General features: G+C 36.3%; 24 protein-coding genes. 16 read left to right on the plus strand and 8 right to left on the minus strand.

Annotation, left to right across the window (positions count from 1 at the left end; translation table 11 throughout):
- On the minus strand, positions 1-194 hold a 194-nt coding region (locus BANVL01_RS21875; RefSeq protein WP_174524283.1), incomplete at its 3' end, for a DNA polymerase beta superfamily protein.
- 47 nt (positions 195-241) lie between these two features.
- Positions 242-508: a hypothetical protein gene (locus tag BANVL01_RS21880; RefSeq protein WP_066082910.1), complete on the minus strand. Its 267-nt coding sequence runs from the start codon at positions 506-508 to the stop codon at positions 242-244.
- 510 nt (positions 509-1,018) lie between these two features.
- Between BANVL01_RS21880 and BANVL01_RS21885 the strand changes: the two genes are divergently transcribed.
- The 8 genes from BANVL01_RS21885 to BANVL01_RS21920 all read left to right on the plus strand — a co-directional run bounded on the left by BANVL01_RS21885 (position 1,019) and on the right by BANVL01_RS21920 (position 10,127).
- Positions 1,019-2,128 (plus strand): competence protein CoiA-like family, encoded by a 1,110-nt coding sequence (locus BANVL01_RS21885; protein ID WP_235845702.1) that lies wholly within the window; start codon positions 1,019-1,021, stop codon positions 2,126-2,128.
- Positions 2,129-2,638: 510 nt separating this feature from the next.
- Complete coding sequence (locus BANVL01_RS21890) at positions 2,639-2,872, plus strand: HTH-like domain-containing protein (RefSeq protein WP_066082912.1); 234 nt, start codon at positions 2,639-2,641, stop codon at positions 2,870-2,872.
- Between the two features lie 41 nt (positions 2,873-2,913).
- Positions 2,914-4,338, plus strand: coding sequence for an McrB family protein (locus tag BANVL01_RS21895; protein WP_066082915.1), 1,425 nt, complete (start codon positions 2,914-2,916; stop codon positions 4,336-4,338).
- Positions 4,310-6,781, plus strand: a complete 2,472-nt coding sequence (locus BANVL01_RS21900; RefSeq protein ID WP_066082917.1) for a restriction endonuclease-like protein — start codon at positions 4,310-4,312, stop codon at positions 6,779-6,781. Before BANVL01_RS21895 ends, BANVL01_RS21900 begins: the two co-directional genes overlap by 29 nt.
- Positions 6,782-7,112: 331 nt before the next feature.
- Positions 7,113-7,409 carry a DnaD domain-containing protein gene (locus BANVL01_RS21905; protein WP_066082919.1) on the plus strand — a complete coding sequence of 99 codons (297 nt, stop codon included), beginning with the start codon at positions 7,113-7,115 and terminating at the stop codon, positions 7,407-7,409.
- 167 nt (positions 7,410-7,576) lie between these two features.
- Positions 7,577-8,134: an isochorismatase family protein gene (locus tag BANVL01_RS21910; protein WP_066082921.1), complete on the plus strand. Its 558-nt coding sequence runs from the start codon at positions 7,577-7,579 to the stop codon at positions 8,132-8,134.
- Positions 8,135-8,355: 221 nt separating this feature from the next.
- On the plus strand, positions 8,356-8,883 hold the full coding sequence (locus BANVL01_RS21915; protein ID WP_066082923.1) for a YfiT family bacillithiol transferase: 528 nt from the start codon (positions 8,356-8,358) through the stop codon (positions 8,881-8,883).
- 68 nt (positions 8,884-8,951) lie between these two features.
- Positions 8,952-10,127: a GNAT family N-acetyltransferase gene (locus tag BANVL01_RS21920; RefSeq protein WP_066082924.1), complete on the plus strand. Its 1,176-nt coding sequence runs from the start codon at positions 8,952-8,954 to the stop codon at positions 10,125-10,127.
- A 493-nt stretch (positions 10,128-10,620) separates the two neighbouring features.
- On the opposite strand, the gene BANVL01_RS21925 is transcribed toward BANVL01_RS21920, so the two are convergent.
- Positions 10,621-12,105: a hypothetical protein gene (locus tag BANVL01_RS21925; protein ID WP_066082926.1), complete on the minus strand. Its 1,485-nt coding sequence runs from the start codon at positions 12,103-12,105 to the stop codon at positions 10,621-10,623.
- Positions 12,106-12,672: 567 nt separating this feature from the next.
- Here BANVL01_RS21925 and BANVL01_RS21930 point away from each other — a divergent pair.
- Entirely contained in the window at positions 12,673-13,038 is a 366-nt protein-coding gene (locus tag BANVL01_RS21930) for a hypothetical protein (protein WP_066082928.1), read from the plus strand.
- Between the two features lie 273 nt (positions 13,039-13,311).
- Here BANVL01_RS21930 and BANVL01_RS21935 read toward each other — a convergent pair whose 3' ends face one another.
- The 3 genes from BANVL01_RS21935 to BANVL01_RS21945 form a co-directional block, all read right to left on the minus strand.
- Positions 13,312-13,845: a YceI family protein gene (locus BANVL01_RS21935; protein ID WP_066082930.1), complete on the minus strand. Its 534-nt coding sequence runs from the start codon at positions 13,843-13,845 to the stop codon at positions 13,312-13,314.
- 259 nt (positions 13,846-14,104) lie between these two features.
- Positions 14,105-16,033, minus strand: coding sequence for a fructose-bisphosphatase class III (locus BANVL01_RS21940; protein ID WP_066082932.1), 1,929 nt, complete (start codon positions 16,031-16,033; stop codon positions 14,105-14,107).
- Positions 16,034-16,516: 483 nt separating this feature from the next.
- A complete protein-coding gene (locus BANVL01_RS21945) occupies positions 16,517-16,870 on the minus strand; it encodes a winged helix-turn-helix transcriptional regulator (RefSeq protein ID WP_066082934.1) in 354 nt (117 codons plus the stop codon).
- A gap of 134 nt (positions 16,871-17,004) precedes the next feature.
- Between BANVL01_RS21945 and BANVL01_RS21950 the strand changes: the two genes are divergently transcribed.
- The 6 genes from BANVL01_RS21950 to BANVL01_RS27900 all read left to right on the plus strand — a co-directional run bounded on the left by BANVL01_RS21950 (position 17,005) and on the right by BANVL01_RS27900 (position 21,188).
- A complete protein-coding gene (locus tag BANVL01_RS21950) occupies positions 17,005-18,060 on the plus strand; it encodes an LLM class flavin-dependent oxidoreductase (protein ID WP_066082936.1) in 1,056 nt (351 codons plus the stop codon).
- Positions 18,061-18,092: 32 nt separating this feature from the next.
- Entirely contained in the window at positions 18,093-19,148 is a 1,056-nt protein-coding gene (locus BANVL01_RS21955; RefSeq protein ID WP_066082938.1) for an LLM class flavin-dependent oxidoreductase, read from the plus strand.
- A 13-nt stretch (positions 19,149-19,161) separates the two neighbouring features.
- A complete protein-coding gene (locus tag BANVL01_RS21960) occupies positions 19,162-19,728 on the plus strand; it encodes an NADPH-dependent FMN reductase (RefSeq protein WP_066082940.1) in 567 nt (188 codons plus the stop codon).
- A gap of 113 nt (positions 19,729-19,841) precedes the next feature.
- Positions 19,842-20,360, plus strand: coding sequence for a riboflavin kinase (locus tag BANVL01_RS21965; protein WP_066082942.1), 519 nt, complete (start codon positions 19,842-19,844; stop codon positions 20,358-20,360).
- A gap of 77 nt (positions 20,361-20,437) precedes the next feature.
- Positions 20,438-20,734: a HesB/YadR/YfhF family protein gene (locus BANVL01_RS21970; protein WP_066082944.1), complete on the plus strand. Its 297-nt coding sequence runs from the start codon at positions 20,438-20,440 to the stop codon at positions 20,732-20,734.
- Positions 20,735-21,023: 289 nt separating this feature from the next.
- Entirely contained in the window at positions 21,024-21,188 is a 165-nt protein-coding gene (locus tag BANVL01_RS27900; protein ID WP_169803208.1) for a hypothetical protein, read from the plus strand.
- A gap of 270 nt (positions 21,189-21,458) precedes the next feature.
- On the opposite strand, the gene BANVL01_RS21975 is transcribed toward BANVL01_RS27900, so the two are convergent.
- Both BANVL01_RS21975 and BANVL01_RS21980 read right to left on the minus strand, forming a co-directional pair.
- The gene (locus BANVL01_RS21975) at positions 21,459-22,265 is read right to left on the minus strand and encodes an aldo/keto reductase family protein (protein WP_066082946.1); all 807 of its coding nucleotides are present in this window, start codon (positions 22,263-22,265) and stop codon (positions 21,459-21,461) included.
- A gap of 652 nt (positions 22,266-22,917) precedes the next feature.
- Positions 22,918-23,268 carry a winged helix-turn-helix transcriptional regulator gene (locus tag BANVL01_RS21980; protein WP_066082947.1) on the minus strand — a complete coding sequence of 117 codons (351 nt, stop codon included), beginning with the start codon at positions 23,266-23,268 and terminating at the stop codon, positions 22,918-22,920.
- A 109-nt stretch (positions 23,269-23,377) separates the two neighbouring features.
- On the opposite strand from BANVL01_RS21980, the gene BANVL01_RS21985 reads away from it, so the two are divergent.
- Complete coding sequence (locus BANVL01_RS21985) at positions 23,378-23,932, plus strand: NADPH-dependent FMN reductase (RefSeq protein WP_066082948.1); 555 nt, start codon at positions 23,378-23,380, stop codon at positions 23,930-23,932.
- Positions 23,933-24,199: the final 267 nt, after the last annotated feature.

The following is a 24,199-nucleotide window of genomic DNA, read 5'->3' on the forward strand; positions in this document are numbered from 1 at the left end:
CGTTTTGATCCAATACCGATTGGGTCGATGGCTAGATACTCTTCCTTTTTATGTACATAAATAAATCGGACATCATAGTCACTATCTTTTGATGGGAACTGCCAAGCTCTGCTCCCTGATTCACAAGCAAAAAGAATTTTAACGTGAAAGTCTTCTTCAATTTTTTTCAATGATGTTAAAATAATATCTCTCAATTAATACCCCACCTTTTACCTTAAGTAAATTCCTTCACAGCCTCTTTTTAGAAAGGAAGTTCATCATCTGTAATCATTGGTACTGGCTTCGAAATTTCGATTTTTTCTTCGTCACCACAAATTTCACCACATTTTTCACAGCTGATAAAAGTATCATTTAAATGATACCCTACATACCCGTGGGTGCATTCTTGAATGGCCCAGATTGTTTCCCAATCTACTTCAAACTTGTAATCACATTTAGAACAGTAAAATTCGGCACTTCCGAACTCTTTTTTTTGCTTCTGTTTGGATTTATTCCTCTTTTTCCCCATATGTACTACTCCTTCAGACTGGATTAAGCTTATCCCATCACAGTTTTATTATATTAATATTAGAAGTTGTCCTCAATAAAATTTCCATGATTAGAAAATGTATTCACCTGTCCATGTTGTGATGAACCAGTCAATCTGAATCTAACAATAGAGGAAGGAAGACCCTTTTACTTTAAGCATTTGGACGGCAAGCAATGTCCAAATTTCCACCATGCTAGCAATGGATTCAAATCTTTTAAAATTTCCACTTGACTTCCATTTCCTAAAAGGAGATTCTTGTAAAAAAGGGGAATTTTCGAGGTGACTAAATTTTGAGAGAAGCACTACATGTGATTGATAATGAAATTACTAGTCTCCCAGAGTCAGCAACTAGAGAAGAAATAGATAACCTTAAGAAGTTGGCGGAGAAAGGTCTTTTTCAATGCCCTTACTGTAAAGTAAAAATTAATTGTCAAGTATGGTGAAGAAAGAGGACAATATTTTTCCCATCAACACTCGGAAGCCTGTGAAGTGTCCAAGAAGATTGATCAGGCAGAAAAAAGGTATAGAAAACAGCTTGTTAGAGAAACAACGAATCATCATGCAATGCTTGCAATACTCCATGATGAACTGGCTAACCAGGCAAAAATGAATTCAATGATTCAGCTTGATTATGGCTATAAAGTAAAACCGGAGCTAAAAGAGTACCCGGATATTTGGATGAAGATTGGTGAAAAAGAGTATGGGCTGTCTATCGTGACGAGTGTTACATCTTCCATGGATAGCAAACTAGCAAATCAAATCACCAAAAGACAGCAATATTTCCTTGAGCACGGGATGGAACCGATTTGGTTTATCGAAAAAGAAGAACAATCAATTGAAATGAGTAAAAATGCCTTAGTACTGTGGGATACAGAATTATCGATTTCTGCTAAAACCGAAGAAGATAAGAATTGGGATGCCATGCTTACAGAACTGGTCAAGGATCAGCACTTTTTTTCGTATTACAATTACCCTGTTTCAATGGATCCACCAACGGTAGATGTAAGAAGTATGTATTACATTTATTCCAATGAGGACAGGACTGTTGTGAAGGTCATGCGCTTCTTAAAGGATCGGGTGGTAAAACCATACCGCGCCTTTCTATTAAATGAAGGCTATGAGATTCCTTTTGCTGATGCTTTAGTGGTGAAAAAAGAAATCTTGTTGAGCCAGCCAAAGGTGGAAGAGGAAAATCGGAAGGAATTTATCAAGAAATTTCAGCTGCTTCGTTTCCAATTTCAAGAGCAGCAAAGAATTCTAGAAGAGCAAAAACAAGTAGAGGCAATGCAAAGAGAGCAATTAATGCAGGAAAAGATAGAACAGGAGCAGGAACGGAAAAAGCAGTTATTGCAGCAAATGCTAGAACAAAAGAACCAAACCAGCAATCAGGCAGCCAGAAATATAAGCTACGGTGAACTCAAAATACTTTTGCGGGAGAGAATCCATTTGACCCAGAAGGAGCAGATGGAATTATGGACACGGTTTATGCCACAGCTTGGTTTGGGTAATTCAAGCAGGGTATGGGAATTAGTTGTTGAAAATAATTGTCAGTCTTTTAATGATTTAAGGATTATTTTACAAAACGTAATTCGAAAGTAAACTAAGCGGGGAGGGTTCTCATGGCTTTTTAATGAGATTAGTCTGACCACCAGAAACCGTCCCCTTGGGTTCCTCCATAGAATCTTCCGTTTTCCTCCAATTTTTTTGTTCCCGTACTCTATTCACCTGTCATGTAGGTGCCTGACCCCCGATGGGTTAAAGTTTTAACCCGCTGGGGGTTGGGCACCACTTTTTGATTGAATAGGATTAGTGATTATTGTTAGCCATGAATTTGCTAAATACAGTTGCTATTCTCATATGATAGTATGATAGATAGATGGAAAAATTATGGTGATTTTCAAATGCCTATTTCAAATAAAGTTCGGTGAGGTATTATTAATAGTCACTCTAATATGCAAAAAATTAAATATTATAGTGCGTAGTAAAGGTTTGTTTAGTTATCGTAATCTTCGTCCTTGCAATTAAATATGCAAAAGGTATAAAGTAACTGAATTTTCATGAAGGAAAATAAAGAGCTCAAAAATAATATATTAGAATGGAGTAAAAATGATGACGGTAAATGAATTAGGTGGAATTTTAAAACAAATGTACAATAGTGCACCGCATGGTTATCAGGTGGCAAACATTCATTTATTTGGCATAAAATACGCTTCTATTATTCATAGAAATAACTATAAAGTGAGCGATATAATAAATATTTCAGGATTGAATCGATCATACGCAACAGAAGTAAGCAAAGGTATAAAATTATCAAAATATGTAGTGCCAAAGGAATTAGCGTAAGTACCATTTATATAATCAAATTGTAAATAGGAGAGAATTTTGTGAGCGTGGATACAAAATATTTTAATGAGGAAATATGGGCTAAAGTAATTTGGGCATATTTGAATGATAGTAAAAGTCATCGGAGAATTCAAAAAGAAATTCTAAAGAAAGATGCACCTGCCCGTGGTGGTGGGTTTTTAGCAATGGATATTCTTCATTCCTATGAAATAGATGGAACAAAGAAAGGAATCTTAAAAAATAATAGTTTTGTTGAAGAATATTCTAAAGCGAATGGAAAATATAAAGAGGCATTAGATTTATTAAAAAGGTATTCATATATAGGGGGAAATACTATAGAAAACATAAGGGAGAATCCTGATCCTTTAGTAACAAATAAAGATCTCATTAACCACATCTATTCCTACATAAGATCAAAAGGTTTTTATTATACAAAAGAAGAAGTAATCAACCTATTTCTATCAATCAAAACAAAACCGTTTGTAATTCTATCCGGAATTTCAGGAACAGGAAAGACCAAAATTGTTCAGTGGTTTGCGGAAAGCGTTGGTGCCACCGAAGAGAATGGTCGATTTACCCTGATTCCAGTACGGCCAGATTGGAATGACAGTTCGGATTTGCTCGGTTATGTTGATATTAAAGGTGATTTTAAGCCTGGTCCGCTTACAAAGGTAATTGAAAAAGCTGAGAAAAATTCTAACCTCCCATATTTTGTGTTACTAGATGAGATGAATTTGGCGAGAGTGGAGCATTATTTCAGTGATATTTTGAGTGTGATGGAAAGCCGGAATTGGCAGAACGGGGAGTTAGTTACATCCGCTTTATTAACGATGGAAACAGCGAACCATGACATCAAGCTACCACCGAATCTTTATATTATTGGAACGGTCAATATGGATGAAACCACCCATCCATTTAGTAAAAAAGTACTGGACCGGGCGAATACCATAGAGTTTAACCGTGTGGATTTAACCAATTTATCCTTTCTTGAAGAAAAGAAAGTAGTTGAACCCATTGCTGTTTCAGACGGTAAATTCCGCGCAAGCTATTTGCATTTAAAAGATTTATACAGTTCAAATAAAAAACTGGTTGACAATGCGACTGCTGAATTAGAAAAAATGAATGAGTCGTTACAATTAATCAATGCGCATGTTGGTTATCGTGTACGGGATGAAATCTGTTTTTATCTTGATTACAACGAGAATAGCGACCTTTTGGAACAAAAAGTTGCTTTTGACCATTGTATTCTCCAAAAAATCTTGCCGAGGATTTCGGGTAGTGATAAACGGGTAGAGCAGTTATTAACAGAACTTTATCGATTATTCACAGGCAGAGGATATATAGAAAATCAGGATGGTTTTGAAGAAGAACTTAAACACGCTAAGTATCCAAAAAGTGCAGCCAAGGTATTAGAGATGCTTAGGAGGTTAAGAGACGATGGTTTCACTTCCTTCTGGATCTCGTGATGACGTTGAGCTGGCTAAAATAGATGCCACAGATTTCTCTTTGGTCATAAAAGGGAAGCCATATCATCATCGTTATGAAGGTCTTAAACAGTATCGGAAGATGGATTACCATGATGTCATGGAGTTTGATGTTACTGGTTCCTCGGTGGAGGCCGTTCAGGTTTATGATATTGAACATGGTGAATTAACAGTAGAGCAGAAGGTTCGACCCATCTTTTTTGAAAATGGCATATATCAGCTAATTGTTGTTCCAAAACAGAATCAGCAGCTGGAATTTTATCATGAGTACCCGATGTTTCGAGAGGCAATTTCAAAAGTGGAATTGGCAGGGATTCCTGTTTTAATGGGGAATCTCCAGTTCCAAAATGAAGTGGGGTATTCGACTTTTGAAATCCGCAATGAGGGAAGGAAGCTTCTAGAAGTAACGCTTGAAATTTTTCCTGCCAAATTGGATTATCAAAACGATTATAAAAGATTACTAAATGAAGTAAATGATGAAATTTATAATTTGGCGTTCCATTTTATTCGGAAAACGTATTTGGGTGCAAGGATTAAACTTGACGGAAACCCAAGTCGAGCGGAATTTTATCGATTAATCACCGAGCATTTTCAACAGTTTATTCAGACCATTAATCGGATTGAGCAACAGCCCCATCATAAACTAGAAACAACGTATGTGAAGGTGCGAGGAGACCAGCTTAGTAAACCTGACACTAATACCAAAAAGTACCTTCAGAAGAAAAGTCAATTTGTTGATGTTACCCATGGAATTCCGATTCATGGTAGAACGCTAATGCCGCTTGAGGGCATAAAGGCAAAGAAGGAACTAGTATACGATACATTGGAGAATCGTTATGTAAAATGGATGATGCAGCGGCTTGACGATAAATTGGCAGATTTAATTAGTACCTTGAATAATCAAAATAAACGATGGAAAATAGAACCGGATTCAGAGTTGATGGAGCGGCTTTCAAAGATGAAGGAAACTTTAGAGTCGCGAAGAAAGAACCATTTCTGGAGAAAAATTGGTCGTCTTGACCGTTCGGTAATGAGCTTAGTGCTGCAAATGGCCCCAGGTTATCGGGAGGCATTTCAGATTTTCATAATTGTCTCTAAAGGGTTAATGCTCCAATCTAGGTTCTATCAAATGTCGGTAAAAGACGTTGCGACAATATATGAATATTGGACGTTCTTAAAGCTTGGTCAAATTTTAAGCCGCAAATATACGATGCTTAGTCAGGATATTATAAAAGTGAATCGAGAAGGGTTGTTCGTAAATTTAGATTCCAATCAAAAGGCTGAGCGAAAATTTGAACATCCAATTACAAAAGAAAAAATTACCCTTACTTATCAAAAGTATGAGGGTGGACTTCCAACTATTTCTCAAAAGCCTGATACGATGCTGACGATTTCCAAAAAGGGCAGGGATTATAGCTTTAACTATGTCTTTGATGCTAAATATCGAGTTGATTATGCCCAAAAAGATAGTTCTTACGAGAATCGCTATCAATATCCCGGTCCATTAGAAGAAGATATTAATACGATGCACCGTTATCGTGACTCCATAGTTGCCATGAGTGATATGAATAATGGACCATATGAACGAACTGCATTTGGAGCTTATGTGTTATTTCCTTGGGGGGACCAGGACGGGTATCGGGAGCATCCGCTCTATAAGAGCATCAATCAAGTCAACATAGGTGGACTGCCATTTTTACCACAGGCAACGGATTTAGTGGAACAATTCGTTGAGCGATTAATTGAAAAAAGTCCTGAAGAAATTCAGCGAGAAGGTATTTTACCACGTGGAATTAAAGAAGAGTGGGAGTCAAGCTTAGTTGAAAAGGTGCTAGTAGGGACTGTTTCAAATGTAGAAGACTACAATGCGTTTATCCAAAGTAGGTATTTTCGAATACCTGTTGATCATTTGAATAAAGGATGGCAGGAAGCGAAATATGTGGCTCTATATACTACTGTTGATGTTGGTAATCGAAATGGCATTGCAGAATATGGTGAAATTGAGCAGATTTCTACAGAGGGTGGAGCCGTTAGATTTCACGTCAAATCATGGCAACCAACAAAGCAGTTAATCAAGCCTGTAAAATATGGGATTGCCACTTATATGATGACAACCCTAACACAGTTGAATGATGCGAAAGAGCTGCCAGAGCTTTATATGAAAAACAAACAAGAAACAACTATCTGGAGAATGTTGCGCAGGATTTCGGATAGGATTACTATTCGGCTAAATGAACAAAGTCTTGATGTTGTCTCGGCGGTTGAAACTTTTTCAAATAATAATATTGAGATTCAATTGAATAAAGAGGAGCAAACCCTTTCCATTAGGCAAGGTGAAGAAGAGCGGATTATAAGTTCAAAAATATTAACCCAACAGCCTTCTTTAGTTTTTAAAGAGGTCCTATCAATAATTGAAAAGGACTAATGAACTTTTAACAGATTATATTGTGTGTTGCATCTTAGTCATCCATATGGGGCTTTAAGAAAAGAGAACCTTGCTGATTTAGTTGGCAAGTTCTTTGTTATAATTGAGATAACATTTGGAAAACTTATGCTGAAAGCAGCTGATATTTAATGTACAAAAATAGTGCCTGAACCCCGATGAGTTATTCTTTTTAAATAACTTAAGAAAGATAAACACCTTCACAAAAATAGTCTATAAAATCACTCGAAATTACAAAAAGCGCCTTCAAAAATCACTTTTGAAGGCGTTTTTTAATGTTTCGCTCTAAAATACCCTCAATGGATTTTCAAACGTGAATGCGAAACAGCAACTGTTGTCTTGGGTAGATGATTCTAGTTTTTTACAGCCGAAAGAGGTGATTTTAAAAGCGATGAATATTGCCTGTGCCAATAACAAGCAAAGGCTGAGCTATGTGGTGGGAATTCTGAAAAACTGGCAAAATGACTCCTTACTGACCGTAGAAGAAATTGATTCCCATTATGAGAATCAAAATTCCGCACCAAAGCATAGGCAATCAACCGGGTCGTTTCCTGCCGGAAGAGCGATTCCAGGTGGATTTGTACTTGACCTTACGGCAGGTGAAAAGTGATTAGTATAGCTGAAAAAGTGTTTTTAGGAAGCATGAATGAAGGCAGAGTACTTAGGGGAGGGGCCGAGCAAAAATCAATAATAAAGTAAGAAGGTATTTGTAAATCGAGTCACGAATATATTTTAAACGTGAAAACTTACTTATAGCTATAGCTAAGGAGAGATAAAATGAAACAGGCTTTACTGATTATTGATGTTCAACAGGATTTAGTCGAAGGTAATAGTGAAGAACAAGGAGTATTTAAGAAAGAGAAACTGATACAAAATATTAATATGGTAATTGAAAAAGCGATAAATGAGAGAGTGCAGATTGTTTTTATAAGAGATTTAGATGTTTCGAATGGGGAGGGGGTAGGATTTCAGATACATAAGGATATTAATGTGCCCTCTACTGCTGTCATATTTGATAAAGCTGCTACAAATTCATTTTATGGAACACCATTAAATGAATATTTACATGGTCAAACAATAGAACACCTTGTTATTATGGGATGCAAGACGGAACATTGTATTGATACGGCAGTTAGAACAGCAACTGTTAATCACTTTGATGTAACACTGGTTGGAGATGGCCATTCTACTTCGGATTCAGAAATCTTATCGGCAGAGCAAATCATTCTTCATCATAATAAAACCCTTCACGGTCATTATAATGTGGATAATTTTTCAATGGCTAGAAATTCAAATGAAGAGTTGTTTAAACCTGTTCATAATCAATACCGGTAATATTTAGGCATTCAAACTGGTAGTGTGTTGGCTAGAAATTCAGCGAATCCCCTTACATAGACCTACGTTAATGTTTTAGCTAAAATTATTGGGAAGTGTCCAAGTAGACGGGTTATTTTTCGATGATTTGAATTCTTATTTCGATATGGTTCATTTCAAACAGTATTGTTGCATCTTATACATGCAAATTAAGCATTCGATAGAAAGGAAATGATGTACGGATGGAGAATGAGCGTTACCCAATAGGGCAGTTTCTATGTCCTAAAGTGGTTTCAAAAGAAAATGTACAAGGGTGGATCGAGGAATTAAAAACATTCCCACAAAAACTAAAAGAATCTGTTGGAAACTTAGAGGACAAGGCATTGTCCTATACATATCGTGAAAATAGTTGGACTATTCGTCAGCTTGTTCATCATCTTGTCGATAGTCATATGAATTCTTATATTCGATTTAAATTAGCCTTAACTGAAGATCAACCGACGATTAAGCCTTATCAAGAAGACAAATGGGCAGAGCTGGTCGATTCAACAATGCCGATTATGGTCTCCTTAACGCTGCTTGAATCGCTTCATAAACGTTGGACCTGTTTACTGGAAACATTAACAGATGAACAATTAAAGAGAACTTTCATTCATCCTGAGTCAGGTGCTGTCTCACTTGAAAAAAACATTGGTATTTATGCTTGGCATGGTAATCATCATTTAGCACATATTCATCAGGCGTTAAAACGTGCTGGGGATTTTTCATAATCAAGGCTATGTTAAAGCTCATGTCTAGTCTAGATATCTAGATGGAAAAGAGAAGGGGATGGGGATCAATGTTAGTTAGAGAAGTGACGGAAAATGAATACATAGAAGCAATCAAACTGTCAGAGTATGCGTTTCAATATAAGGTTCCTGAAGCTGACAAACCAGCTAGAAAAGAATTCTTGAAAAACCACAAGATTTTAGGAATCTGGGATGACAACATGCTGGTGGCCAAACTGCACATGACTCCGCTAAAAGTTTTCATGAAGGATGCTGACTGGGAAATGGGGGGAATCGCAGGAGTTGCTACCTACCCGGAATATAGACGAAATGGTTATGTAAAAACACTCATGATTGATTCGTTAAAACACATGCAAAATAATGGGCAGATTGTATCTTTATTACATCCATTTGATATCTCTTTCTATAGGAAATATGGATGGGAAATATTAAGCGAACAGAAAAAGTTAACGATTAAAAAAATCGACCTTAAGTTCCACAAAATGCAGCTAGGATTTATCAGAAGATATACAAAAGAGACTCATAATGAAGAGATCGAAAAGATTTACGACCAATTTTGCACTCAATATACAGGAATGCTCAAACGCGATACAAATTGGTGGAAACAAAATGTTTATAGTGGAGATTCGCAGCTAGCTGTTTATTACAATCCCAATCAAGAGGCCAAGGGCTATATTCTCTACGAGGTAAAGGAAAGAAAAATGACGGTGGAGGAGCTCGTTGCTCTTGACCACGAAGGAAGAGTCGGACTTTGGAATTTCATCTGCCAGCATGATTCCATGGTGGAGACCGTGACAATTAGCCTCCCCATTCATGATCCTTTACCATATTTAATGCCGCAGCCAAAGGTGAAAACAGAGTTATATCCTTATTTTATGGCAAGGGTCGTAAATGCTGAAGAGTGTTTGCGGAGATTTCCGTTCATTCAGGACAGTGAGTCCCTATTCCTGCATCTTGAAGATGTACATGCACCCTGGAATAATGGGAGCTATTTACTCGGAAAGGGAGAAATCAAGGTATATAAAGAAAAAACCGGAGCTCAATGTGTTCACCCTCCGAAAAAAGGGATTCAATTAAACATCAATTCTCTCTCAACGATTCTATTCGGTTACAAACGACCAATGGAGCTTTATGATATGGGATACTTGAAAGGTTCCAAGACAGAGATTGAACTTTTTGAAAAAATGGTTCCAGCGCTAAAATCAGCATTTTTGGATTTCTTTTGATATTTTTCTAGAAATCCTTAAATAGAGACCTTGCTACTGTGAAGTAAGGTCTACTTTATTGTTCAAGCACACTCCTGGTTTTTCTGTTCCCTAAGAGGTCAAACTTTTCTTTTATTTTCTTTTATTTTCTTTTAGTAATTTCTTATTTATTTTGTATTGTTTAGAAATACTTTTAATGACAAAGAAACCTGCAATTAGAGCTAATAAGTTTAATGAATCACCGAAATTAAAAGAAAGACTGACAACTCCCACAGCTAAAGCAGTGGGGTTCTAAGGTATAGAGGCAAACTTGCTGCCTAGTACACTTCTCAACGATACCCTTATCTTTCCTTGCGGATAGAGTTTCTATCGGAGCACTGGTGTACGTTCTCCCAGAACATTAACGGACGTATTGCGTATGCAAGACACTTCTCCAAGCAAGCCCTTTTGGACTCCTTATGTGTTTATCGTTCCGACTTCTTTTGGGCGTTGTCACGACCAATCAGGTTTGTGTTTATGCGACAAACCAACGCAATGTTTTGCTTGGCGATTGTTTTAAACGTTCTATTTCATGATTATGTAATTTAACGAAGTTATTCCACCCGGCGCTGCATAAGTCTACATCAACGGAGTTTAGCGTTTCAGTGGTGTTTCCTATCAAAAAAGCGCTATATAAATCACGCTGGATACGAAATGTTCCAAAATCATTCCATCGTCCCGAAAGCTGTTTCTTGGTGTATTCGCCCGTGATATGTTTAAACTGGCTTGCTTTTGTAGCATAGGTATCTATTTTCTTGATGGATCGTCCTTGATAGCCAAGTTTTCGGTCAATGATTGTGAGGAGCATGGCTGGGGCATGGTTTGCGATTGATTTCCCAAACCGTTTCTTGAGGTTGATCTTCCCATTCTTCTTGTTGTGGGTTGTTTTCTTTGTTCGCTTTTGAAGCGATTGAAACCTCATCGTTTCTACTCGCACATCCGAACCTAATGCAAGAATATCGTTCGCTAGTTTCTCATGCGATATTTTTCGCTGGACAGCGATTTTCCGATACAGTTCTTTTCGTATCGTACGAAGTTTTTTGTATTGGTTGGAGTAGTTCCATTGCAAGCGGCCTTTCTTAATCGTGCCATCTTTTTTGAAATTGTCGTTATTCGTCGTTCGCTTAGAACGATCCATTGCTCGCTGAATACGTCTTACTTTTGAGTGATCTACATTACACTCTGGTGCGAGTTCACGAAGTTCAACAGAAGTTTCGCTACAAACTGCGATGGTAGAGGAACCTATGTCGATCCCTACACGTTTGGTTTCATCATTTGCAGATTTACGATTACGTTTTGTTGGTGGATAACCTTCTTGAATAAGTTGTACAAAATAACGAACCTTTCCACGTACTTCTCGTTTTAAGATCCGTACATATTTTGTCTTATCCATTAAGCCTAGGTGGGCATATTCATCATTGGCTTTCGGGGAAATCGGCATACACACCCAATTCTTTGGGTTTGGACGTTTCTTTGTTGGTTTGTTGCCCCAAAGAATATTTCCCTCCGCATATCTTAATCCCGTCTTGTTTGATTTGTTTTCAACAGAGATAGTATCATCGAGCTTTTTGAAGTGTACTTTTCGTGCCTTGCCAAAATGCAGCTTTTCTACCGCTTTAAAGGCTCTTGTTGCAAGTTTTTGTGCTTCAAAGCTGCCGATGTTTTCTTTGAATTTATGTTGAACAGCTTTCACAAAATCGTGCAAACCATATTCAGAAAAACTATAAGCTAACCGTATATCCGAAAGTCTTTTATCTCTATCGTTGGTCTTGGATTCTTTCAGTAACCCGCGATATTCCTTATCGGCTTTCACACGTTTATGACGTTTAAGAGCTTCACCCAGGCAAGAATTGTAGACTGCACGGGCAATCTTAAATCTCTTTTCTAAACGGTGTTTTTGCCAATCAGGGATGTTTAGCGGAAATTCAATTATATAGGATGGTGTAGACTTTCTTGCCATAGGTTTCACCTCCCTTTTAGTTACGCTTTTTCTGATTTTCAATGTATTGCTTAATCGTTTGTACATGATACAATTTCAGCAGCGAACACAGAATAAGAACATACATTCGCTAGCGCCTTAATTGTATCAGTTTTTAAAAACTGATACAACCATTATAAGGAAATAAAGATAGTGAAATTTTCTAATGCTTGAAGTACACAAACCTTGCAATTTCTAGTGGTACCCCGCATTTGACCTTACTATCATCCCATGTCTAAAGACGGGCTAACGCCATGCATGGGCTTTCTCGTTCGAAAAAGTCTGTAATTTCCTTTAAGAATCCTTTTCCTTGTTATTCAATTTTATACCCCCAACTTGTTTATTACTTCGTTCAGATTGATTCCCCATATACATTGATATAAATATATGAATGTATAAAAAATTGTATGCAGCCAAGTATGTGAACAATTACACTTAAAGTAACACGTACAATAGTTGAAGACATAGCTGCCTTTTTTTGCGGCTTTCTTATTGAAGTCACGGTCAGGTTACTTAAAGAAGGAATTAAACAATTCAATTAAGAAATCAATGGATTATGCCATTATAGGAGGATTTTATGTCCAATTTTATAAATGTAAAGGACTTTTAAAAATGGATACTAGAGAAAGATTTAGAGCGAAAACTATTGAAGGGTTTTGGGAAACTTTTAATAATTGGAAGGAAGAGTACCCTGAGGAATATGAAGAAACCTTTAAGGAAGGCTTTAAATCTGAAAAACTTTCCATTTATATTAATACAGTTTCTTTTACAATTACAAACTATCCAGATGAGGACTTTATTCACGTAGTTATAAGACTCAATTTTGAGTACGATGATTCAGTGATAGGCGAATATAGAATGGTTTTTGATTATGAAACAGGTGAAGTAGATGATGATATATTTAGTGTGTATTAATATTGCACCTTTCTTAAGCTTACGGGCAATATAGTAGAAGAATGGTCATTTATTTTTATTCAACAATCGGACCATTATATGGAAAAACTCTTTGTGAGGAAATTGGATATTTATGCTAAGTTTATGGAGAAGATTGTGAATAATAATATTTAAGCTAACGTGGCAGGTTGGAGAAGGAGAGGTTATATTTACTTGAAGAGGTAAGCCATAAAAAAACATACCACTTGGTATGTTTTTTTATACATTATTAATAATTAAGTTAGAGAAAGATATTTAAGCGCCTTTGGCTGCTTGTACTTCAAGTGTAATTTGAACCTGATCAGCCACTAATACTCCACCGGTTTCTAATGCTGCATTCCACTTCAAACCATACTCACTTCTACTAATGGAACCGTGAGCTTCAAAACCAGCCTTTACATTCCCCCAAGGATCTTTCCCACTTCCTTCATAGGTTAAACTAAACGTTTCAGGATTAGTTGTCCCACGAATGGTTAAGTCTCCAGTTATCTCGTATTCACCGGGACTCTTCTTAATAATTTTTGTTGATTTAAACGTCATTTTAGGATTGTTTTCTACATCAAAGAAGTCCGCTGAACGTAAGTGATTATCACGTTCTTCGTTACGAGTATCTACACTGTTAACATCCACTGAAAATTCAATTGACGCCGTGGTTAAGTCATCAAGGTCAGCTTCTATTGATGCTTCGAAATTATGAAAAGTACCTCTAACTTTTGATACCATCATATGTCTGATAGAAAAATCAACACTACTATGTGCAGTATCTACATTCCATTTAGTCTTTTCCATAAAAATCACTCCTGTTCATTTATAAACTACAACATACATCCTAGACAAAAACTAATATTATATACTCCAAGATATACTTTATTTTTCATTCAAACAGCCTTCTATCACTTTTATTGATTCAAATTTATTCAAATTTATAAAAAGTTGATTTTTTATTCAACGAGTGTGTTATTTCAACAAGCTAAAGGATGCATTCATAATAATTATCTTGATCTTCCGTAAACGGTCGCTTTTATTGGTAGCCCAAGGCTTCCACACTTTAGCTGTAGCGATATTTCCTCAGATCATTCAAAATAGAGATTTCCTGTAATAATTTCTCTCCAACATTCGTTTCCAGAATCTTTTTTCTCTCCAGTTCTTTATCCACCACTCTTTTTACTGATAACACATCTGTTCCGTTTAAGAGGATATTTTCTTTTGAATTAAAATGTTTATGAGCAACTAGTAGCATACCGCAAGAATTATATAATAACGTGTATCCAGCTATACCTGTTTTGGATTGATACGCTTTTGAAAAACCACCGTCAATAACTATCATCTTTCCATTTGCTTTGATTGGATTTTCTCCTTCAATTTCCTTAACGGGTGTATGACCATTTATAATATGACCGTGATCAGGATTAAGATTAAATTCAGCTAGGATTTTACGGCAAATTTCCTCATTTTCACGTAAATGATAATATGGGTTCTTCTTCTCTTTATGGGTTTCCTTATTTTTAATGAAATACCTCTCGAAAGTTGTCATTGCTTTTTTCCCAAAGAGTGATGAATATTCTCCTGTCCATAAATACCAGACCATATCTGTTGCCAGATCATCTATCTCTTCTGGATGTGCAAAAGCATGGCGCAGATATTCTTCAAAAACATCAAGTAAATTACGGCCTGCATAGGTTTTATCTTCAATCACCATTTTTTCCATATTTCCTTCTTTATCTAAAGGAATGCAGCCATGTATTAATAAGTTCCCGTTATATTTTAAATAAAGGCTTCCTTTCTTCATAAGAAAGTTCATGTGTCTAGCTAGCTTTTCCGAGTGCTGCACAGCAAGTAATAACCCTTCCATCACCTGCTCTTCTTCCTCTAATAATTGATCCGGTTGCAAGGGATTAACCGTTGCAAAGCAGCTATTTTCTAATGGATACGTCTTCCCATGTATCGTTATTTCGTTTTTGTCATAATCAATTTTCTCAAGCAACAGTCTTTCCGACATATTAAAGTAAGGTCGTCTTTTGATGATCGGCATTTCAAGTTTGAACTGAATCATGGCAATGGCTTGATGAATTTTCGTAATCTGTGATCGTTCATGATCAGATAGGTTTTCATCTGAACTTACTTTTGGTCTAAAGACTGGATTGTCATCATAGTATTTCTCCGCAAGATTAAGTAGAGGTATAAGATTGATGCCATATACATCTTCAATAATATCCAAATTGTTATATCTAGCACAAATACGAATAATATTAGCAAGACACACCTTTGAACCAGCAAATGCACCTAACCATAGTACATCATGATTTCCCCACTGAATATCAACGGAATGATAATTGATTAGAGTATCCATAATTTTATCAGGTTCAGGTCCACGATCATAAATATCCCCCACTACATGCAGATGGTCCACAACCAATCTCTGCGTCGTATAAGCAAGGCCTATAATGAGCTTATCAGCCTGATTTAAAGAAATTATTTTCTGAACAATTTTTGCATAATACTGTTCCTTATTTGTGAATTCATCGGTTTTGTATAGCAGTTCTTCAATAATATAAACAAACTGGTCGGGCAATGCTTTACGTAATTTAGAGCGTGTATATTTAGAGGAAGCATACGAAATTAGATGAATCATATGATCAATGATTTCTATATACCATTGATAGAGTTCTTGTTTATTTCTGCAGTTAGCCTTAATCAACGATAATTTTTCTTTAGGATAATAAACTAATGTAGCAAATTCATTAATTTCTTTCTCAGATAACACATTTTTAAAAAGGTCTTTGATTTTCTCCTTTACATTCCCTGAACCATTTCTTAACACATGTTGAAAGGCTTGATACTCCCCATGTAAATCACTGACAAAATGTTCCGTCCCCTTGGGGAGATTAAGGGTGGCCTCAAGATTAATAATTTCAGTTACCACTTTTTCTTCGCTATCATACTTTTGGGCAAGCAAATCTAGATATTTTGTGTTCAAAATTATGTATCCCCTTTCAAAATTCATCATATATTTTCCATTATTCCACAATAAAAATGTTTTATTTCCATCTTGAATGCTTAACAGCTCAATAATGTCTATTCAGAGGGCTCAGCTACAAGGGTTCTTTTTGGTTGGGTTCCGCAAAGAGGCATTATGGTAAGTAGGTCTTATGGTTTCTATAAAAACAAAAAGCGCAAACCACTATATGTAATTTGTGCTTCTTTGGCTAAGGAGTAACACTAAAAGAAAGATTGTCTATTAACATGGTGATAATTTAACACTTTAAAGTGAATGGGCAAATTGTTAACTGTTATATTCTTGAATATTTAAGTAACTTAACTTCCGCTGTTAAAAATCATTTTTAAACCATTGGTATAGCTTTTTTCCTTATTGAAGTAACGGGGAGTTCAACAAGGTATTATCGATATCTGATAAGCGGAATTTAACGTTTAAAAGGCTCTCTTTAAGAAAGACAGCCTTCTAAAGTTTTTCAGTTTTTTTGTTTATTTTTTCCATTTTATGCAGCGTGTGCTTTGTTCCCCACTCATGCATTGCCTCTAAAATCGGTTCCAAGGTCCTTCCGTAGTCAGTAATGGAATATTCTACTTTTGGAGGGACCTGTGGATATACGTAACGCTTAATAATATCCTCATCTTCTAATTCCCGTAATTGATTGGTTAGCATTTTTTGTGTAATTCCAGGAACACTTCTTTTTAGTTCACTAAATCTTTGAGTGCCGTTCTTCAATAAATGCAATAAAATAAGAGGTTTCCACTTTCCAACTAATATACCTAACGCATCTTCTACCTTACATAGTTCTGGCACTTTTTCCACCTATAACACCTCCAATAGTATCCTTTTGTATACTATACCACTTTAATGTGCGTACTAACATTAAATCTTGTTAGGGTTTATAATGACCTTGTAAACAAAAATTGTCAAGACTTTTTGGAAGGGAGGCAGGCTTTTTGGAAACTTATCGGATTGAACGAACCAATGGAATGGAACTAGGACTATACACATTGGGAGACCTCTTTTCGGCTCAATCAACTGCCCAACAAATGAGCGAGCACCAGCGAATGAAAGACATGATTTCCATGGCAAAACTTGCAGAAGAAGCGGGCTTAGATGTATTTGGCGTTGGCGAAAGTCACCAAAAATATTTCATTGCTTCATCCACTCCAACTATTCTTGGAACAATTGCTGGTGTTACGAAAAAAATTAAATTAATCAGTGCTTCCACTGTATTAAGCACATCCGATCCTGTCCGTGTTTATGAGAACTTTTCCACTCTGGATCTATTATCTGATGGAAGAGCAGAAATAGTGGCAGGCAGGGGGTCTCGATATGGAGCCTATGATTTATTCGGATATAACCTGAATGACTATGATGAATTATTTGAAGAGAAATTTGACCTATTGCTTAAGTTAAATACTAAACAGCCAATTTCTTGGGAGGGAAGATTCCGCTCTCCTTTACGGAATGCTGAAATCTTCCCAAAACCCTTAAATGGGAAACTCCCTATATGGCGTGCAGTTGGTGAGCACCACTCAAGTGCCATTCAAGCTGGAAAATTGGGTGTACCAATGCACATAGCAGCACTTTACGGAGCATCAAGTGTATTTGAAAAAAGAGTTGACGCATATCGGCGTGCTGCAACTGAATCAGGATTTGATCCAAAAAAACTGCCAATTGCTGTGGCGACGATGATGTATCTGGATAAGGATTCCAAAAAAGCATTAAAGGACTACTTTCCTTATCTTAATCATACATTCACGAGGGCAAGGGGCATCCCTTTTCCAATGGACCGTTATGCTGAAGCAACCAGCATCAAAAATGCCATAATGGTGGGAAGCCCACAACAAATCATTGAGAAAATACTCTACCAGCATGAACTGTATCGACATAACCGATTTATAGTTCAGATCGACCATGGGAACATGCCTTTTAAAAAAGTAAGGGAAGTAATCGAGTTGTTCGCTACTGAAGTCGCTCCAGCAGTTCGAAAAGCCATAAAAAATTAAACGAGCATAAAAAAGAAAAGGTAGTGACATAAATGGAAAAATACAGAATTGATCCAAGTAAAGGAATAGAATTTGGAATTTATACATTGGGAGATCATATCCCGAACCCTCATACAAGAAAGAGGATTTCAGCACAGCAGCGAATTCAGGAAATCATTGAAGCCGCAAAGCTGGCAGAACAAGCAGGTATAGACTTTTTTAGTGTAGGCGAAAGTCATCAAGATTATTTTACAACTCAAGCACATTCGGTTGTTTTGTCTGCGATTGCTCAGGCAACCGAAAAAATCAAAATAGGAAGTTCTTCCACAATTATCAGTACATGCGATCCAGTACGGGTATATGAAGATTTTTCTACAATCGATTTGATTTCAAATGGACGCACGGAAATTATAGCTGGACGTGCTTCAAGGGTAGGGCTATTTGATTTACTCGGCTACAATCTTCGGGATTATGAGGAGTTGTTTGAGGAGAAATTTGAGCTGTTATTGAAAATTAATGAGGAAGAGGTTGTGAACTGGAGTGGGCAATTCCGTTCTCCATTAATAGATGCGAAGGTCATTCCACGTCCGAAAAATGGGTCGCTCCCAATTTGGCGAGCAGTTGGAGGATCTCCTGGAAGTGCGATCAAGGCTGGGATTGCAGGTGTTCCGATGTTCCTTGCTACCCTGGGTGGTCCATCAGCTAACTTTAAAGTTTCTGTCGATGCATACCGCGAGGCTGCTAAGCGAAGTGGTTTTGACCCAGCGACACTTCCAATTGCAACAGCAGGATTTTTCTATACAGCAGAGACTTCACAGCAAGCGATGAAGGATTCCTATCCTCATATTAATATTGGGTTGGAACTGATTAATGGGCATAGTTATCCTAAACGCCAATTTGCACAGTCTGCTGACCCACGTGATGCTTTAATGGTGGGAAGTCCACAACAGGTGATTGAAAAAATACTTTATCAGCATGAGCTGTTTGGTCATCAACGGTATATTGCTCAAATGGATTTTGGTGGGTTGCCATTCGAATTATGGGCAAAAAATATTGAACTCATTGCGACTGAAATTTTACCAGCCATAAAAAAATACACAGCAAAATAAGGAGATTTTAAATATGAAAATTGTTGGTATCTCAGGTTCAATTGTAGGTTCAAAAACACGGACAGCAATGGAATACACTTTTAAAGCGATAGCTGAAAAGTATCCAGATGCAGAAGTGACTTTAATTGATTTAGCCGAATATAAGGTTCAATTCAGTGATGGTCGAAATTATATGGAATATGAAGGCGATACAGGATATGTTACAAAGACCATTATGGAAGCGGATGCCATAATCATTGGTACTCCTGTTTTCCAGGCTTCTATTCCAGGCACTTTAAAGAATATTTTTGATTTGCTACCTGTAAATGCGTTTCGTGATAAAGTTGTCAGTATGCTTGTGACGGCTGGCACCTCAAAACATTTCTTAATTGTTGAGCAGCAGTTAAAGCCGATCTTGGCATATATGAAAGCCCAAATCGTTCAAACGTATGTGTTTATTGAAGAACAGGATTTTCATCGTAAGGAAATAGTAAACGATGATGTTCTCTTTAGGTTAGATCGATTAGTTGAGGACACTGTTATGTTAACAGAAACATATACAAACATCCGAAAAGAAAAAGAGGCTCAATACGATTTTTAAAAAGTATCCTTTAGGATTTACCTTATTTATTTTTTTCATCAATAGAATGAAGTGCCTATTGGCTTCTTGTTCTATTGATTTCTACTTTTTAACCTTAAAAGGAAGTGGAATAAATGGAAGTAATTCAAGCTACATCAGCATCCTTTCATAAGAAAGATGAAGGGGAAATAAGCAGCAGCGAGATACATTTCCTTGATAAGGATGGCAAAATGGAAGCTGTACTAGCCCTGCTGGGAAGACCTTATTTAATTAGCGGTAAAGTTATACATGGTCAAGCCTTAGGCAGAACACTTGGTTTTCCCACAATTAATTTGGATGTAACAGAATCTTATGTTTCTCCTAAGCCTGGGGTCTACATTGGGGCTGCTGAAATACACCATAAAGACGGTGGAAATGAAATACAGAAAGCCATTATTAGTGCAGGTTATCGTCCCACAGTAGATGGCAAGGATTATTTAATTGAGGCTCATTTAATTGATTTTAATGGGGATTTATATGGAAAAAAAGTTTCTGTCTCTTTTGTACATTATTTGAGAGAGGAAATAAAGTTCCCTGACCTGAACTCACTTATAAATCAAATGGAACAAGATAAATTGAATGCTAAGGTATTTTTTTGTTTTTTAAAAATTTAAAAAAGGAAATTCACGAAAGCAACTATAAATTGAAAAATAGTAGTTACAGAAAATAAATTATACAGGAGTTATTATTGATGAAAATAGAGGTTAATGAAAGGGCATTACGCTGGTTTAAAGAGGAAGTAGGTTTAGAAGAGGGGAGTGCTGTTAAGTTTTATCCTCAAGCATATGGGTCCAGCCCTGTACAAGAAAGTTTTGCACTTGCCTTTACAATAGATAATGATTTGAAAGAAGTTGCTGTGCATACAGTTTCAGATGATATTACTTTTTTTATTGAAGATTCAGACTTATGGTTTTTTAATGGTCATGATTTATATGTGGAATATAATCAGGCTAATGATGAATTGGAATACAAATATATAAGACCATAATATCAAGAAAACAAACTGTGTCATTGTAAAATCACAGTTTGTTTTCTAAAAAGTTAATTAGTAAAGGTCCTATTAGCGGCTTTTTTTGTGCTTGATGTATACAGGCAGCATTTTAATAAAAGAACAATGAGAAAGGACAAGTTTGTGAAGAAATCTACTTAAACAAACGGGTAGCTTGAGGTTAAGATCAAGCTGCCATTTTTGGCGGCTTTCTTCTTGTGCTAACGGTTAGTGGAACAAGAAAATGCTAAAATAAAGTTATTTATAGTTGTTGTTGGAGGGAATTGAATTGAAGCGACCAATTAGAGTTAAAATAGAGGGTTGCATTTATACAAACAACGGTGACAATATAAAGAACGATGAGTTTTTGAATGCATTTATTGAAATTGTTGAAAATAAAGGATGGAGTTTCCAAATAGATGAGGAAGGAAACCAGATAAATGATATTGAATAGGTAGGTTGTTTTCTAAAGGGTGCGATTGCACAACAAACGAAGCCCATAGGATAAATTGCATTCGTCTTAATACTATTCAGGTCAATTGGTTTATGTGGGAGGAATGATTTTGCGATTAATACAAATAACCCTTGGTTGGGTTTTTGGAATTTATTTCAAATCAAAGCCTTAAGTCAGTAAGGATAAAAATTATGAAATTAACTCAATAAATAAAAAAACGTTTCATTTTAGAAGAATCTTCCAAAATGAAACGCTAAAATCTGTCTTTAATTAAAGGGCAGCAATACGTTCACGATCGCTTGCTGTTAGATCAAAGTCAAAAATATCTAAACTTTGTGCTTGACGATCTTTATTATGAGACTTAGGAATGACGATAACATCACGTTCAATTTGGTAACGTAATACAACTTGTGCGTATGTCTTTCCGTACTGGTTACCAATTTCTTCTAGAACCTGCTTAGCATTTTCATCGATACCGCCTAATGGTGACCATGCTTCAGTTGCGATATCATTACCTTTATTATAAGCAATTAATTCTTCATTCCATTTTCCAACGTGAGATTCAATCTGGTTAACAACTGGTTTAATTTTTCCATTTTCAAGAATTAAATCAAGATGTTCTTTTTCAAAGTTCGAAACACCAATTGTTCGAAACACACCGCGGTTATAGTAGTCTTCTAAAATATTCCAAGCTTCCAAAATTTCATCATGATTGTCCCATGGGAAATGGATTAGGAATAAATCAACATAGTCAGTTTGTAATTTCTCTAAACTTTTTTCAATTTCATCATGTGCCCAGTCTGCACCACCGAAACCTTCATAAGTATTTAGCTTCGTAGTGATAAAGAAATCTTCACGTGGTAGAGAGGATTTTTTTAAACCTTTTCCGACAACTTCTTCATTGTTATAAATTTGAGCAGAGTCAAAATGACGGTAGCCATTTTCAATTGCCCAGTCGATCTCTTGAGTGTCTCCTCTTAAGGCACCTGAGAATTGGTTTTCCTCTTTACCGTAAGTATTCGTACCACTACCAACAATTGGAATTTCAACGTCATTGTTTAATTTATAATTTTTCATCCTAATTCCTCCTATGCTGTATTTCTTACTTTACCTTTACTAGAAAAAAGAATCAATCAAAGTGATTTGTTAAAAATCAGTATGTGAAATGCCTTAAAATATAAAATTTGAATAATTTAAACTTGGGGACAGGCACCAAACTATGTAGAATAGTTTGAGCAGACTAGTGAAGTGTTGGAATCTACTCCAACACTTCATAAGAAAACCGTTAAAAAAACTAAACAATGATGTATGAACGATATACATATCCCCATGAAAGGGGAACAGAGCAAAACGGTAATCATTAAAATATTGAGGAAATGAAGACATGAGGAAGGTATTTTAGTCCAAATCCTATTCGATCATCGGGTGCTTTAACACAACAACGAGATCGTCACTATGGAGGTCTTTTTTGACTTTGTGAAGGAATGTACTTTAAGTAAAGGGTGCAATAGTAAAAAGGCAGCGGAGTTGTACTGCACCCCAAAAGTTAGAGTGAAATCTAATTCTTGGGGTGTTTTTTATGGCTAAGTATAGTGAAGAATTTAAGTTAAAGTTGCAGTTGAAGATCGATGTTTAACTTGTGTTCAACAATCAGGGGCTTTTAATTGAGCAACACCTTTAAAAAAAACTGGATATTTAATTAAAAAAAGCTACCAATAAAGGCAGTTTTTTATTTACTCGCTCTTTCGTTCATTATTTGTCTTCTATGCAATGTATGCTTTGTTCCCCATTCATGCATTGCGTGTAAGATTGGTTCCAAGCTCCTGCCGTATTCAGTAATCGAATATTCCACTTTAGGAGGAACCTGTGGATAGACAACACGCTGAATAATATCCTCGTTTTCTAACTCACGTAATTGATTAGTCAGCATTTTTTGCGTGATTCCAGGCATTCTTCGTTTTAATTCACTGAACCTTTGAGTACCGTTCTTCAATAAATGCAATAAGATAATTGGTTTCCATTTCCCGACTAATATGCCTAAAGCATCTTCTACACGACATAATTCTGGTTCTATATTCATCCTAATTACTCCTTTAGTATCCTTTTGTATACTATACCACTTTAAAGTGCGTACTTTTAAAAGTGGTGATTATTAGTAATAATAACATTGAGAGAAAGGATGATATTAAATGACAAAAATCGGTATTTTAGTTGGTAGCTTACGAAAAGAATCTTTTTCTAAAAAAATCGCATCGAATGTTGCAGCTTTCTTCCCCGAAGGATATGAAACAGAATTTATCGAAATCGGGAATCTCCCATTCTATAATCAGGATGATGATAGTGAAAATAATGTCCTAACAGAATATACGGCATTTCGTAACAAAACAAAGCAATTTGATGCTTTTTTATTTGTAACACCTGAATATAACCGTTCTGTGCCAGCTGTATTAAGTAATGCACTAGATATAGGTTCACGTCCTTATGGAGCGAGTGTATGGAGTGGTAAACCAGCAGCTATTATTAGTCAATCACCTGGTAATTTAGGTGGGTTTGGTGCAAACCACCATTTACGTCAATCACTTGTATGCTTAAATATGCCAGTGGTTCAACAACCAGAAGCTTATATTAGTAACGCGGCAGCTTTATTGGATGAAAACGGCAAAGTTAAGAATGAAGGAACTGTTCAATTCTTACAATCATTCGTCGATACGTTTGTAGATTTGATGAAGAGATATCAAGTTTAGTTTTATTCAGCAATCGGGCGCTTTCTTGAATAAGAAGGCGTCTTTTTGCATGGACAACACATTTAAGGGATTGAGTTTATTGAGGTGTAAAAAGGATTGTAAAGTATTGTACTTAAAGTAAAGGGTGCTTGAACTCAAGAGGAATCGTTGCGGCGATCCATTTTTGTTATGGAGCTAACGAATCAGGTAAGCAGGAGTGAAATAAGAAAAGCATAATTGCCAATAATAAGGGGAAATAAAAAGTAATAGTAAGAAGTTTTATGTGGG

It is taken from the genome of Neobacillus novalis NBRC 102450, from assembly GCF_001591805.1.
GTDB classification, from domain to species: Bacteria; Bacillota; Bacilli; order Bacillales; family Cytobacillaceae; genus Neobacillus; species Neobacillus novalis.

Excerpts from the sequence above, each read along its gene's own strand:
- BANVL01_RS21880 (WP_066082910.1), bottom strand. The coding sequence starts at position 508 with ATGGGGAAAAAGAGGAATAAATCCAAACAGAAGCAAAAAAAAGAGTTC.
- BANVL01_RS21890 (WP_066082912.1), top strand. The coding sequence starts at position 2,639 with ATGACGGTAAATGAATTAGGTGGAATTTTAAAACAAATGTACAATAGT.
- BANVL01_RS21900 (WP_066082917.1), top strand. The coding sequence starts at position 4,310 with ATGGTTTCACTTCCTTCTGGATCTCGTGATGACGTTGAGCTGGCTAAA.
- BANVL01_RS21910 (WP_066082921.1), top strand. The coding sequence starts at position 7,577 with ATGAAACAGGCTTTACTGATTATTGATGTTCAACAGGATTTAGTCGAA.
- BANVL01_RS21915 (WP_066082923.1), top strand. The coding sequence starts at position 8,356 with ATGGAGAATGAGCGTTACCCAATAGGGCAGTTTCTATGTCCTAAAGTG.
- BANVL01_RS21920 (WP_066082924.1), top strand. The coding sequence starts at position 8,952 with ATGTTAGTTAGAGAAGTGACGGAAAATGAATACATAGAAGCAATCAAA.
- BANVL01_RS21925 (WP_066082926.1), bottom strand. The coding sequence starts at position 12,105 with ATGGCAAGAAAGTCTACACCATCCTATATAATTGAATTTCCGCTAAAC.
- BANVL01_RS21930 (WP_066082928.1), top strand. The coding sequence starts at position 12,673 with ATGGATTATGCCATTATAGGAGGATTTTATGTCCAATTTTATAAATGT.
- BANVL01_RS21935 (WP_066082930.1), bottom strand. The coding sequence starts at position 13,845 with ATGGAAAAGACTAAATGGAATGTAGATACTGCACATAGTAGTGTTGAT.
- BANVL01_RS21955 (WP_066082938.1), top strand. The coding sequence starts at position 18,093 with ATGGAAAAATACAGAATTGATCCAAGTAAAGGAATAGAATTTGGAATT.
- BANVL01_RS21960 (WP_066082940.1), top strand. The coding sequence starts at position 19,162 with ATGAAAATTGTTGGTATCTCAGGTTCAATTGTAGGTTCAAAAACACGG.
- BANVL01_RS21965 (WP_066082942.1), top strand. The coding sequence starts at position 19,842 with ATGGAAGTAATTCAAGCTACATCAGCATCCTTTCATAAGAAAGATGAA.
- BANVL01_RS21970 (WP_066082944.1), top strand. The coding sequence starts at position 20,438 with ATGAAAATAGAGGTTAATGAAAGGGCATTACGCTGGTTTAAAGAGGAA.
- BANVL01_RS21975 (WP_066082946.1), bottom strand. The coding sequence starts at position 22,265 with ATGAAAAATTATAAATTAAACAATGACGTTGAAATTCCAATTGTTGGT.
- BANVL01_RS21980 (WP_066082947.1), bottom strand. The coding sequence starts at position 23,268 with ATGAATATAGAACCAGAATTATGTCGTGTAGAAGATGCTTTAGGCATA.
- BANVL01_RS21985 (WP_066082948.1), top strand. The coding sequence starts at position 23,378 with ATGACAAAAATCGGTATTTTAGTTGGTAGCTTACGAAAAGAATCTTTT.